At 62.7% G+C, this 12313-nt stretch carries 10 protein-coding genes; 3 read left to right on the top strand and 7 right to left on the bottom strand.

The features are described 5' to 3' along the window. Positions 1 to 2: 2 nt before the first annotated feature. The 3 genes from RXV95_RS09335 to RXV95_RS09325 all read right to left on the bottom strand — a co-directional run bounded on the left by RXV95_RS09335 (position 3) and on the right by RXV95_RS09325 (position 2645). Entirely contained in the window at positions 3 to 647 is a 645-nt protein-coding gene (locus tag RXV95_RS09335) for a 50S ribosomal protein L25/general stress protein Ctc (RefSeq protein WP_338465779.1), read from the bottom strand. A gap of 150 nt (positions 648 to 797) precedes the next feature. Next, entirely contained in the window at positions 798 to 1691 is an 894-nt protein-coding gene (locus RXV95_RS09330) for a TraB/GumN family protein (RefSeq protein ID WP_338465778.1), read from the bottom strand. Positions 1692 to 1700: 9 nt separating this feature from the next. Further along, positions 1701 to 2645, bottom strand: a complete 945-nt coding sequence (locus RXV95_RS09325) for a TraB/GumN family protein (protein WP_338465777.1) — start codon at positions 2643 to 2645, stop codon at positions 1701 to 1703. Between the two features lie 127 nt (positions 2646 to 2772). Here RXV95_RS09325 and RXV95_RS09320 point away from each other — a divergent pair, with 127 nt between their 5' ends. The 3 genes from RXV95_RS09320 (at position 2773) to ppdK (ending at position 8880) form a co-directional block, all read left to right on the top strand. Next, positions 2773 to 3702, top strand: coding sequence for a glycine--tRNA ligase subunit alpha (locus tag RXV95_RS09320; RefSeq protein ID WP_338465776.1), 930 nt, complete (start codon positions 2773 to 2775; stop codon positions 3700 to 3702). A gap of 93 nt (positions 3703 to 3795) precedes the next feature. Further along, positions 3796 to 6156, top strand: a complete 2361-nt coding sequence (gene glyS, locus RXV95_RS09315) for a glycine--tRNA ligase subunit beta (RefSeq protein ID WP_338465775.1) — start codon at positions 3796 to 3798, stop codon at positions 6154 to 6156. Between the two features lie 60 nt (positions 6157 to 6216). Further along, a complete protein-coding gene (gene ppdK / locus RXV95_RS09310; RefSeq protein WP_338465774.1) occupies positions 6217 to 8880 on the top strand; it encodes a pyruvate, phosphate dikinase in 2664 nt (887 codons plus the stop codon). Between the two features lie 155 nt (positions 8881 to 9035). On the opposite strand, the gene RXV95_RS09305 is transcribed toward ppdK, so the two are convergent. From RXV95_RS09305 to metG, 4 genes are read right to left on the bottom strand one after another with little or no spacing between them, the layout of a single operon-like run. Beyond that, positions 9036 to 9200, bottom strand: a complete 165-nt coding sequence (locus RXV95_RS09305) for a hypothetical protein (protein WP_338465773.1) — start codon at positions 9198 to 9200, stop codon at positions 9036 to 9038. A 2-nt stretch (positions 9201 to 9202) separates the two neighbouring features. Beyond that, complete coding sequence (locus tag RXV95_RS09300; RefSeq protein WP_338465772.1) at positions 9203 to 9970, bottom strand: MBL fold metallo-hydrolase; 768 nt, start codon at positions 9968 to 9970, stop codon at positions 9203 to 9205. Then, positions 9967 to 10743 carry a TatD family hydrolase gene (locus RXV95_RS09295; RefSeq protein WP_338465771.1) on the bottom strand — a complete coding sequence of 259 codons (777 nt, stop codon included), beginning with the start codon at positions 10741 to 10743 and terminating at the stop codon, positions 9967 to 9969. The genes RXV95_RS09300 and RXV95_RS09295 overlap by 4 nt, the downstream gene beginning before the upstream one ends. After that, positions 10743 to 12308, bottom strand: coding sequence for a methionine--tRNA ligase (metG, locus tag RXV95_RS09290; RefSeq protein WP_338465770.1), 1566 nt, complete (start codon positions 12306 to 12308; stop codon positions 10743 to 10745). The genes RXV95_RS09295 and metG overlap by 1 nt, the downstream gene beginning before the upstream one ends. Positions 12309 to 12313 lie beyond the last annotated feature (5 nt).

Genomic DNA, 12313 nt, shown 5'->3' with positions numbered 1-12313 from the left:
GCTTACTCGCCGCCCTCTTCGGTTTCTTCCGTTTCGGCTTCCTCACCTTCGGCGGCAGCGGCGCCTTCGGTCTTCTTGAGGGCCGACGGAGCGACGATCGTGGCAATCGTGAAGTCGCGATCGGTGATCGCGCTTTCCGAACCGGCGGGAAGCTTCACGTGGCTGATGTGGATCGAATCGCCCACGTCCAGCCCGGTCACGTCGATGGCGATCTCGTCGGGGATCTTGTCCGCTTCGCAGACCAGGTCCAGCTCGTGCCGCACGACGTTGAGAACGCCGCCGCGCTTGAGACCCGGCGATGCTTCTTCGTTGGCGAAGACCACGGGGATCGCGACATCGACCTTGGCATCCTTGGCAAGGCGCATGAAGTCGACGTGCAGCGGACGGTCGGAGACCGGATGGAAGGCAACATCCTTGGGCAGGGTGCGGATCTTTTCCTTGCCCACTTCGACCATCACGATCGAGTTGGAGAAGTGACCGGTGCCAAGCTGGCGGACCAGTTCCTTTTCCTCGACGTGGATCGCAAGCGGTTCCTGCTTGCCGCCATATACGACGGCGGGGACGCGGCCTTCACGACGCAGGGCGCGGGAGGCTCCCTTGCCTGCCCGTTCGCGCGTCTCGGCCGACAGGGTAAGAGCGTCGCTCATAGTCTGTACCTTCCGAATTCGCTGTTGAAATAAACGTTCCCTCCGCCACGCCTCCAGGGATGACCATGACGGGGAAGCGGCGGCCCTTAGCGCAAATTGGGGAAAAAGCAAGCGATGGCGCGCACCGGCGGCGGGCCTGCGGTTGCGCGCTTACTGGATGCGCCGCACCGTCCAGCCATGCTGCGCCATGATCGCGGGCAACCCGTCCGGCCCCGAAACGTGCGATGCGCCCACAGCCACGAAGGGCCGGGCGCCGCCTTGCAGCAGTTTGTCCAGTTGCCGTGCCCAGTTCTGGTTGCGGCGGATCAGCAACGCATCGCGCAAGCCGTTATCGGCAAGGAATCCCTTGCGCGATTCGCGGTCTATTCCCTCGGTATCGCCGCGCAGCCACATCTTCATCATGTCGGTGTCTTCGTCTTCGGGACTTGCCGCGTCGCTGGCGACCTGTTCCAGCAGAACCTTCTGGTCGGACGCGGGAAGGCGGTCGAAGATCGCAAACTGGCTGTCGATCGTCTCGAAACCCTTTATGGGCTTGCTTCCCGCCATCCGGCGCAGTTCGGGTTCAACCCCGTGTTCCGGATCGATGCCTTCCTTGCGCCCGGCAATCGCGGCGAGTTGCAGGGCCACCGCCCAGCTTTCCTCGTCCGCGAAGGATGCATCGTCCAGCCCCAGTTCGCGATAGGTCGCGGCAAGATCGGGCCGGTATTTCGCGTCGATCCGGTGCGAAGGCGGCGGCAGGCCGCGCGTGAAGGCCAGCCTTGCCAGCGCTTCGCCCGCGATCTTCTCGTCCAGTTCCTGCCCGATCTCGAACACGATCCGGTCCGATGCGGCCACCGAGTCGTCTATCGCCTTGCTGCGCCAGCGCGTTCCGGCGGGCAGGGCGTGGACCGTGCCCATGATCCATGCACGCGGGCCGGAAGCGTCGGCGATTTCCCACAGCGCGACGCGCGGCGCGGGTTGCGCGGGTCCGCGATCGTCCGCCCCGCCGCACGCGGAGACGAGCAGGACCAGACCGGCCAGCAGGACGTTACGAAGCAACGACATGGATCGGTGCTATTGCACGCGGGCGGTCTTGATTCCCAGACCCTTGAGCTGGTCCTGAACGCTGCCGTCGCCCGCAAGGTGCCCGGCGCCAACCGCCACGAACACGGTGCCGGGTTTTGCCAGGCGTTCGGCGATCCATTTCGCCCAGTGTTCGTTGCGCTGGATCAGCAAGGTCTGTTTCAGGCGCGGATCGTCCATGTCGGAATTCATCTGTTTGGCAAGCGCCTCGGCATCGCCGTTGCCCCATGCCTTTACCAGCGCGTCGATCTGCGGAACCACCTGGTCGTATTCGTCCACCACCGCCGAAAGATAGGCAAGCTGCGCATCGTAGGGCAGCGAATCGAACAGGCCCAGCTGATAGTCGACCGTTTCCAGCGCGCCCTGGGGCTTGCCGTCTTCGCGCGCCTTCTTTTCCAGCAGCGCCTCGGCTCCGCTTTTCGGATCGAGCCCGTGCTTGATCAGCGGCAGGGAGGACAGCACCACCGCCACATACCACGGCTTGAAACGGTCGAAGGCGGCGGACGGCAGCTTGATACGGGCCAGCAGCGCTTCGTAAGCGGTGCGCTGCTTGTCATCCATCATGGTGCGCAGATCCTTGTCCGCGGGCAGCACCGCGCGGGAAAGGACGGCCGATTGCGTGTCGGCCCCGGTCGGGTCGAGGATTTCGGTGACAAGCTGGCCCGAATTGTCCAGCGCGCGCGCAATCGGGCCGTTGAACCAGTTCAGTCCGGGCTTGAGCACGTGCATCGTGCCGAACAGATAGATCGTGGTGTCATCGTCCTTCACCACCCACAACGCGGGATGCAGCGGTGCGGAAACCTCTTTGTCCGCAGCGGGAACCTGCGTGGGCGATACCGGGGCGGGAAGCGTCTGCGTCTGGGCGAGAACGGGCGTTGCGGAAAGGCTGACGGCGGTGAACGCGGCGATGGCGCGCGCAAGAAACGGGATCCTCATGGGGCCGGTGCCTAGCAGCTTGGCGTGAACGAAGCATTGCCTTTTGTTCGAATGTGGCGCGATGCGGGGGAATTCGGGCCGCCTTACAGTTGATTTGCCCGCTTCCATCCGCCAAAGGCGGCGGCCTATGAATAGCGTCGCCGAAACGACTGTCAGTTCTTCCGGCAGGAAGGTGCTGAGCCTGCAGGACATGATCCTGCGCCTCCATGCGTTCTGGAGCGAGCAGGGCTGCCTGATCCTTCAGCCTTATGACATGCGCATGGGCGCGGGCACGTTCCACACCGCCACCACGCTGCGCGCGCTGGGGCCGGAGCCGTGGAACGCGGCGTTCGTGCAGCCCTGCCGCCGCCCGACCGACGGCCGCTATGGCGAAAACCCCAACCGGCTTCAGCACTATTACCAGTACCAGGTGATCCTGAAGCCAAGCCCCGAAAACCTGCAGGAGCTTTACCTGAAGAGCCTGCGCGAAATCGGCATCGATCCTCTGCTGCACGATATCCGCTTTGTGGAGGACGACTGGGAATCGCCCACGCTGGGCGCCTGGGGGCTGGGCTGGGAAGTCTGGTGTGACGGGATGGAAGTGACGCAGTTCACCTATTTCCAGCAGATGGGCGGTTTTGATTGCAAGCCGGTGGCGGGCGAGCTGACTTACGGCCTTGAACGGCTGGCGATGTATATCCAGGGCGTGGACAGCGTTTACGACCTGGCCTTCAACAATCACGGCGTGACCTATGGCGACGTGTTTCTCGAGAACGAGAAGCAGATGTCGAAGTGGAACTTCGAGGTCGCCGATACCGAAAGCCTGTTCGAAGGTTTCCGCCGGGCAGAGGCCGAATGCCAGCTCTGCCTTGAAAACAATGTGCCCATCGCCGCGTACGAACAGGCGATCGAGGCGAGCCACCTGTTCAACCTGCTGCAGGCGCGCGGCGTGATCAGCGTGCAGGAACGCGCCAGCTACATGGGCCGCGTGCGCGACCTCGCGCGCGGATCGTGCGAGGCTTACATGGCAAAGGAACTTCCGCGCTGGGAAAGCGAATATCCGGGGTGGACGAAGTGATGCAGGGCGCAAATTCCGTGATCCCGGCGAAAGCCGGGATCGTTGTGAGCGATGAACACGGCCCCCGCCTGCGCGCGGGCTGCGGAGGAAATCATGTCTGATTTCCTCCTTGAATTGCGCTGCGAGGAAATCCCCGCGCGGATGCAGGCCGGCGCGCGGGCCGATCTTGAAAAGCTGCTGCGCAAGGAAATGGACGCGGCGGGCGTTGCGGTGGGTGAGGTCGCGGTGTGGTCCACGCCGCGCCGCCTTGCCCTGATCGCGCGCGATCTTCCCAGGGCGACCGAAGCCGTCAGCGAAGAGGCCAAGGGGCCGCCCGCCGACGCGCCGGACCAGGCCGTGGAAGGGTTTTGCCGCAAGAACGGCGTAACGCGCGACCAGCTGGAAGTGCGCGACGTGAAGGGGCGGCCAACGTTCTTCGCAGTCACCGAAAAGCCGGGACGCCAGACCGGAGACGTTCTGGGCGAAGCGATCCCTGCGATCGTGCGCGCGTTTCCGTGGCCGAAGTCCATGCGCTGGGGCGCGGCATCGCTTTCGACCGAAAGCCTGCGCTGGGTGCGCCCGCTTTCGGGCATCGTCGCGCTGCTGGATCAGGACGTGGTCGAATGCGAGGTGGGCGGCATCGCGTCCGGCCAGGTCACGCGCGGCCACCGCTTCCACTATTCGGGTGATGTCGTGATCGACGGCGCGCACGACTATGCGGACAAGCTGCGGCAGGCCCACGTGATCGTGGATCATGCAGAGCGAGAAGCGCTGATCCGTGACCGTGCGCGCGAAGTGGCCAGCGAGGCCGGCCTCACGCTGGTCGAGGACGAAGGGCTGGTCATCGAGAATGCGGGGTTGACCGAATGGCCGGTGCCGATGCTCGGCCGTTTCGAAGAGGACTTCCTTGAGGTTCCGCCCGAGGTCATCCAGCTCACCGCGCGCGTCAACCAGAAGTATTTCGTGTGCGAGGATAAGCAGGGCAAGCTGGCCAACGCCTTCGTCTGCACCGCGAATATCGACGCGATCGACGGCGGTACGGCCATCGTCGACGGCAACCGCAAGGTGCTGGCCGCCCGCCTTTCGGACGCGCGCTTCTTCTGGGACCAGGACCGCAAGGTGCCGCTGGCCGAGCAGGCGAAGAAGCTGGAACGCATCACCTTCCACGAGAAGCTGGGCACCGTGGCCGACAAGGTGGAGCGCGTGGCCAAGCTGGCGCGCTGGCTGGTGGAATCCGATATCGTCGTCCCGGCGAAAGCCGGGACCGCTGCCGGCAGCGCGCAACCGACGGCGATGCCAGCTTCCGCTGGCATGACGAAAGAACAACTGGCCGACATGGCCGAACAGGCCGCGCGCCTGTGCAAGGCGGACCTTGTTACCGAAATGGTCGGCGAGTTTCCCGAACTGCAAGGCCTGATGGGCGGCTATTACGCCCGCGCCGAGGGCTTGCCCGGCGAAGTGGCCGACGCGATCCGCGATCACTACAAGCCGGTGGGGCAGGGCGACGAAGTGCCCACTGCGCCGGTGACGGTGGCGGTATCGCTGGCGGATAAGCTGGATACGTTGGCTGGGTTCTTCTATGGTGAAATGCCTCCTAGCGGTTCTAAAGACCCGTTCGCATTGCGTCGTGCAGCGATAGGCTTCCTCTCGGTAATTCAATCCAACGACATTAGACTCCCTCTGTTGCTGGCCGGGCTATTCGCCGCGTCAAACGTCGGGTTTCGTGAGCAAATATCGCCGCTTGCTCGAATTTGGCCGACTGTCGATTCTATCGCAAAATTGCGAACAGCACTCGGTTGGCGCGAGATGTTCGATCCGTTGATCGAAGCTGCGACCAAACAGTCTAATGAACAGGCTAGTTTGATAATGATCCGGTCCAAGGCAGCAACTATGGACCTTCTCGACTTCTTCGCCGACCGCCTCAAGGTCCAGCAACGCGAAGCAGGCGTCCGCCACGATCTGATCGACGCGGTCTTCGCGCTCGGTGGGGAAGACGATCTCGTCCGCCTGCTCGCCCGCGTCCATGCGCTGCAAGCCTTCATCGGCACCGAAGACGGCACCAATCTGCTCGCCGGATACAAGCGCGCCGCGAACATTCTGAAGAAGGAAGACTACCCATCCTCCACCGTCACCCCAGCGGAAGCTGGGGTCTCGGGCGGGGGCGCGTCTCCGGCAGCGATGCCAGCGTCCGCTGGCATGACGAATCCCCTGTCCTACACGCCCGAACCTGCGGAAAAGGCGCTGATGGACGCTCTCGACACCGCCGAACCCCGCGCCGACGCGGCCGTGGCCGCGGAAGATTTTACCGCCGCGATGGAAGCGCTCGCTTCGCTGCGCGCCCCGATTGACGCTTTCTTCGATTCCGTCACCGTCAACGACGCCGACGAAGAAAAGCGCGCCGCGCGCCTCGCCTTGCTTGACCGCTTTCGTGCTGCAGTGCACAAAGTGGCCGATTTCAGCCGTATCGAAGGCTGAACAACCGCTCCCCAGGGAACCGTCAACACCGTCAACTTCATCAGGAAACGGCCCGGAAAAATGAACGAATACGTATTCCACTTCGGCGGCGGCGCGACCAGCGACGATCCTCGCTCACGCGACAAGACGATCACCGGGGGGAAGGGGGCAAACCTTGCCGAAATGGCCTCTATCGGCCTGCCGGTGCCGCCGGGCTTCACGATCAGCACGGAAGTCTGCACGCTCTACAACCAGAACGGCAAGACCTTCGACGATGCGCTGCGCGCCGCGGTGGAGCAGGGCGTAAAGCACGTTGAAAAAGCCACCGGGCGCACCTTCGGCGATGCGAAGAACCCGCTGCTGGTCTCGGTCCGTTCGGGCGCGCGTGTCTCGATGCCGGGCATGATGGATACCGTGCTGAACCTGGGCCTTAATGACGAAACGGTGGAAGGGCTGGCCGCCGGTTCGGGCGACCCGCGCTTTGCGTGGGACAGCTATCGCCGGTTCATCCAGATGTATTCCGACGTGGTGCTGGGGCTGGACCATCACCGCTTCGAAGATGCGCTAGAAATTGCCAAGGAAGACAATGGCTACTTCGCCGATGTTGAGATGTCGGCTGAAGACTGGCAGAAGCTGGTCAAGGAATACAAGGCCATCGTCCAGGACGAGCAGGGCAGCCCGTTCCCGCAGGATGTGAACGCGCAGCTTTGGGGCGCGATCGGCGCGGTGTTCGAAAGCTGGGAAAGCGAGCGCGCGAAGGTCTATCGCCGGCTGAACGATATCCCGGCCGATTGGGGCACGGCGGTGAACGTGCAGGCGATGGTGTTCGGCAACATGGGCGAAACCAGCGCCACCGGCGTTGCCTTCACGCGCGATCCCGCGACCGGCGAAAAGGCCTATTACGGCGAATGGCTGGTCAACGCGCAGGGCGAGGACGTTGTCGCCGGCATCCGCACCCCGCAATACCTGACCAGGGCCGCGCGCGAGGCGGCGAATGCAAAGCCGCTCTCGATGGAAGAGGCGATGCCCGACGCCTATGCCGAGCTTGCCCACGTGTTCGAGCTGCTGGAACAGCATTACAAGGACATGCAGGACATCGAATTCACGGTTGAGCAGGGCAAGCTGTGGATGCTGCAAACCCGCAACGGCAAGCGCACCGCCAAGGCCGCGCTCAAGATGGCGGTGGACATGGCCGGGGAAGGGCTGATCGACGAAGCGACGGCCATCAAGCGCGTCGATCCGATGGCGCTTGACCAGTTGCTGCACCCCACGCTCGACCCCGAAGCGACGCGCGATATCCTGACGCGCGGCTTGCCAGCGTCGCCCGGCGCGGCATCGGGCGCGGTCGTGTTCGACGCGGACACCGCCGAAAAGCGCGCCGAACTGGGCGAAGCGGTGATCCTGGTGCGCGTGGAAACCAGCCCGGAAGACATTCACGGGATGCACGCGGCCAAGGGCATCCTTACCGCGCGCGGCGGCATGACGTCACACGCGGCCGTGGTGGCGCGCGGCATGGGGCGCCCGTGCGTTTCCGGCGCATCGGCGCTGTCGATCGACATGAAGAGCCGCACCGCGCGCATCGGCGGACGCGAGATCAAGGAAGGCGAGGTCATCACGCTCGACGGTTCGAACGGCGACGTGATGATGGGCCGGGTGGCCACGGTCGAGCCCGAACTCGTCGGCGATTTCGGCACGCTGATGGGCTGGGCAGACAAGCACCGCCGCATGAAAGTGCGCACCAACGCCGAAACGCCCGCCGATTGCCAGGTTGCGCGCCAGTTCGGCGCGGAAGGCATCGGCCTTTGCCGCACCGAACACATGTTCTTCGATGCGAACCGCATCCTTGCCGTGCGCCAGATGATTCTGGCCGAAAAGGAAGAGGGCCGCCGCGCCGCACTGGCCAAGCTGCTGCCCGAACAGCGCGCCGATTTCACCGCGATCTTCGAAGTGATGCGCGGCCTGCCGGTCACCATCCGGCTGCTCGATCCGCCGCTTCACGAATTCCTGCCGCAGGGTGACGAGGAGTTCGAGGAACTGGCGGAAGCCACCGGTCTGGGTGTCGATCACCTTAAGCGGCGCGCGGGTGAACTGCACGAATTCAACCCCATGTTGGGCCATCGCGGCTGTCGCCTCGGCATCACGTTCCCCGAGATCTACGAGATGCAGGCCCGCGCGATCTTCGAGGCGGCCTGCGATGTCGCAGACGAATTCGGCGAAGCGATCGTGCCCGAAGTGATGATCCCACTGGTCGCGACGAAGCGTGAGCTGGAAATCCTGAAAACGCTTGTCGATCGCGTGGCGAAGGACGTGTTTGCCGAAAAGGACCACACGCTGGACTATATGGTCGGCACGATGATCGAACTGCCGCGTGCCGCGTTGATGGCAGGCGAAATCGCGCAGGAAGCGCGTTTCTTCTCGTTCGGCACCAATGACCTGACGCAGACGACGCTGGGTGTGAGCCGCGACGATGCGGCCAAGTTCCTTGGGCCTTACGTCGAAAAGGGCATTTACCCGCGCGATCCGTTCGTCAGCCTTGACATCGACGGGGTCGGCCAGCTGGTCGAAATGGCGGCGGAACGCGGTCGCAAGACGCGAACGGACATCAAGCTGGGCATTTGCGGAGAACACGGCGGCGATCCGGCCAGCATCGCGTTCTGCGAAAAGGTCGCGCTCGATTACGTCAGCGCATCGCCATACCGGGTGCCGATCGCGCGCCTGGCCGCAGCGCAGGCAACGCTGGGATGATCCCGTCCGCCGCGTGGCGATTGTTCGATCGGTTTTAGTCGATAGGGGACCGAGAGGGGCCGCCAGGCGCCCTCTCATTCCTTGGGCAAATAAGGATGATAATAAGTATTATGTAAAGAGCGGGTGGTCGTCCAACGAGAAGGGTGCAATGCCCCCTACCAGCCAAACCGCGTGAAAATCAGCGCTGCAACGATAATGATCACCAACCACGCCACCGACATCCAGGCTACGCTTTCAAAGCGCATCCGCCGGTACCGGAAACCGCCAAGCACGATCACCAGAGCCATCGCCAAGGCGGTGATCTGAAGCCATGGCGACATGTTCAAACGATCCTTTGCAACCCGTCGTATCCCGGCTCGACATGCGCCGGCAATTCCCGGCACAAGGTCGCATAATCCATAGACTTGTCGAGATGCGTCAGGATCGCATGTCCTGCGCGGCATGCCTCGACCAGTTCCAGCGCCATTTCCAGATTAGCATGCGTTGGATGCGGCAAGCGCCGAAGTGAATCGACAACCAGAAGGTCGCATCGTTCGAACAAAGTGACCATCTCACTGGTTATCGCACTGAAATCAGTGGCATATCCAATAGACTTGCCAGACTGTTCGAAGCGGTATCCGGTCGATTTCGCAGGACCGTGCGGCATAACGCAATGCGCAACGGACATCCCGCCAATCATCTTCAAACGATCGAGGTTGTCGATGGAACAGATCGTCGGATAGCCGTGCTGCCCTGCAAATACATAGCCAAAGCGATTGCGCAGTCGCCTGACGGTTTCGGTGACCCCATACCCCGGCAAAGGCGCCGACCGACCGAAGCGAAACGGCCTCAGGTCGTCTATGCCATGACAGTGGTCTGCATGATCGTGGGTCCAGAACACCGCATCGATCCGGTCGATATCGTTGGCCAGCAGCTGGTGGCGCAAGTCGGGTGACGTATCGACGAGCAGGCGAGCGCCGTCGTCGCCTTCCACAATTATCGACACGCGCGTGCGGCGGTTCTTCGGTTCCGCCGGATCGCAATCACCCCAGTCGTTGCCGATCCGCGGCACGCCTGTCGACGTGCCCGAGCCGAGCATGATCAACTTCACAAGCCGGCTTTCTTGAAAAGTCCCGCAAAGTTGCGCGCTGTCTTTTCAGCAAGTGCATCGCTTTCAACGCCGCGCAGACCGGCGACGAAGCGGCAAGTATCGGCAACGAATGCCGGTTCGCAAACCTGGCCGCGATGCGGAACAGGGGCCAGGAACGGCGCGTCTGTTTCAATCAGCAGCCGGTCTTCCGGCACATCCGCAGAAACCGCCTGCAAGTCCTTGGCATTCTTGAAGGTTACGATTCCCGAAAGCGATATGGACAATCCCATATCCAGCACCTTGGCCGCGAACCCCGCGGACGCAGTGAAGCAGTGGATCAACGCCGGGAAGGCCCCCTTCTCCATCTCCTCGGCAAGGATACTGGCGGTATCGTCTTCCGCGTCACGCGTGTGGATGATCAGTGGCAAGCCCGTTTCGCGCGCAACGCCGATGTGAACGCGAAACAACGCGCGCTGCGCGTCACGGTCCGAATGATCGTAATAATAATCGAGCCCGGTTTCCCCGATCCCGATCACCTTCGGATCGTCCGCCGCCTTCAGCAAGGCGGCCGCGCCCAGGTCTGGATGGCCATCCGCTTCGTGCGGGTGGATGCCGATGCTGGCCCATACATCGGGTTCGCGCCGTGCGGTGGCGACGATGGCCTCCCACTCGCTTTGCCGCGTCGAGATGTTCAGCATTCCCGTAACGCCGGCTTCGCGCGCACGGGTCAGCACGCCCGCCTGGTTTTCGACGAGACCCTTGTAATTGAGGTGGCAGTGGGAATCGATCAGCATCAGGCAGTCGCTTCCTCGGACGGGAGTTCCAGTCGCGGGAATGCCGGTGACGGGGCCGCAAGTGCCTCACCTTGGGCCACGCGCCGCGCATACCATTCCGCGTCGGCCAACGCCGCATAGACGCGCTCGTCAGCCGGGATGCCCAGCTGATCCAGAATACGCGCCGCGCTGGCCGGGACGACCGGCGCGATGGCAATGGTGAGATCGCGGATAGCCATATACAGGGTAAGCAACACGGCGCGCATCCGTTCCGGATCTGTCTTGCGCAAGGTCCAGGGCGCCTGCTCGTCAATGTACTGGTTGCAGGCGAAAACCGCGCGCATCCATGCATCGATGCCCGTCGAGAAATTCAGCGCGGCAAATTCGCGGGGAAGCTCGTTGCGACAAGCCGTTGCGACCCTGGCGTGGAGTTCGTCATCCTCCGGCCTGGATTCAAACGTCGCAAGTTTCCCATCCATATTCTTGAAAATCATGGATGAAACGCGCTGAACAAGGTTGCCGTAACTGTTTGCCAGCTCTGCGTTGCAGCGAAGGACGATCGCCTCCGGCGAATAGCTGCCGTCTTGTCCGAAGGCCACTTCGCGCATCAGGAAATAGCGCAGCGCGTCCACACCGAACGATTCCGCCAGCGCCAGCGGATCGGTCACGTTGCCGAGCGATTTCGATTCCTTCTGCCCCCGGTTGAGCAGAAAACCATGCCCGAACACGTGCTTTGGAACCTCAAGCCCGGCGCTCATCAGGAATGCCGGCCAATAGACCGTGTGAAAGCGCACGATATCCTTGCCGATCAGGTGGAGGTCTGCAGGCCACCACTTTGAAAAGGCTTCTGCTTCATCGGGCCAGCCCAGCCCGGTAAGATAGTTTGTCAGCGCGTCGACCCACACGTACATCACGTGGTCTTCGCTTCCGGGCACCTTAACGCCCCAGTCGAAACTGGTGCGCGAAACCGAAAGGTCGCGCAGCCCGGCGGACACGAAGGCGATCATCTCGTTGCGGCGGCTGTCCGGCTTCAGGAACGCGGGATGATCGCGGTAAAGCGCTAGCAGCGGTTCCTGGTATTTCGACAGGCGGAAGAACCAGCTTTCCTCAACCGTCCATTCGACCGGCGTTCCCTGGGGTGAGAGCTTTTCACCCCCTTCCCCCTCGATCAACTCGCTTTCATCGTAATAGGCTTCGTCACGGACCGAATACCATCCCTCATAGCGATCGAGATAGAGGTCGCCGTTCGCTTCCATACGCCGCCAGATTTCCTGGCTGGCGCGATGATGGCGGTCTTCCGTAGTACGCTGAAAGTTATCGTAACCGACATTCAATGCAGCGCACATATCTATGAAATATTGCGACATTTCACTAGCGAGCTGTGCCGGAGTCTTGCCCAGTTCACGCGCCTTTTGCGCCATCTTCAGGCCGTGTTCGTCCGTGCCTGTCTGGAAAAACACGTCGCGTCCCAACGCCCTGTGGAAGCGCGCGATAACGTCGGCGGCAATCGCTTCGTAGGCATGGCCGATGTGCGGCTTGCCGTTGGGATAGCTGATCGCGGTGGTGATATAGTAGGGTTCGCCCATCGGGC

Origin of the sequence: Novosphingobium sp. ZN18A2 (genome assembly GCF_036784765.1) — a bacterium.
Classification (GTDB): Bacteria; Pseudomonadota; Alphaproteobacteria; order Sphingomonadales; family Sphingomonadaceae; genus Novosphingobium.
Note: the sequence above shows the minus strand (reverse complement) of the source record. Positions and strands in the feature narration are given on the sequence as shown.

Excerpts from the sequence above, each read along its gene's own strand:
- RXV95_RS09320 (WP_338465776.1), top strand. The coding sequence starts at position 2,773 with ATGAATAGCGTCGCCGAAACGACTGTCAGTTCTTCCGGCAGGAAGGTG.
- RXV95_RS09330 (WP_338465778.1), bottom strand. The coding sequence starts at position 1,691 with ATGTCGTTGCTTCGTAACGTCCTGCTGGCCGGTCTGGTCCTGCTCGTC.
- RXV95_RS09325 (WP_338465777.1), bottom strand. The coding sequence starts at position 2,645 with ATGAGGATCCCGTTTCTTGCGCGCGCCATCGCCGCGTTCACCGCCGTC.
- RXV95_RS09295 (WP_338465771.1), bottom strand. The coding sequence starts at position 10,743 with ATGCTGATCGATTCCCACTGCCACCTCAATTACAAGGGTCTCGTCGAA.
- metG (WP_338465770.1), bottom strand. The coding sequence starts at position 12,308 with ATGGGCGAACCCTACTATATCACCACCGCGATCAGCTATCCCAACGGC.
- ppdK (WP_338465774.1), top strand. The coding sequence starts at position 6,217 with ATGAACGAATACGTATTCCACTTCGGCGGCGGCGCGACCAGCGACGAT.
- RXV95_RS09305 (WP_338465773.1), bottom strand. The coding sequence starts at position 9,200 with ATGTCGCCATGGCTTCAGATCACCGCCTTGGCGATGGCTCTGGTGATC.
- glyS (WP_338465775.1), top strand. The coding sequence starts at position 3,796 with ATGTCTGATTTCCTCCTTGAATTGCGCTGCGAGGAAATCCCCGCGCGG.
- RXV95_RS09335 (WP_338465779.1), bottom strand. The coding sequence starts at position 647 with ATGAGCGACGCTCTTACCCTGTCGGCCGAGACGCGCGAACGGGCAGGC.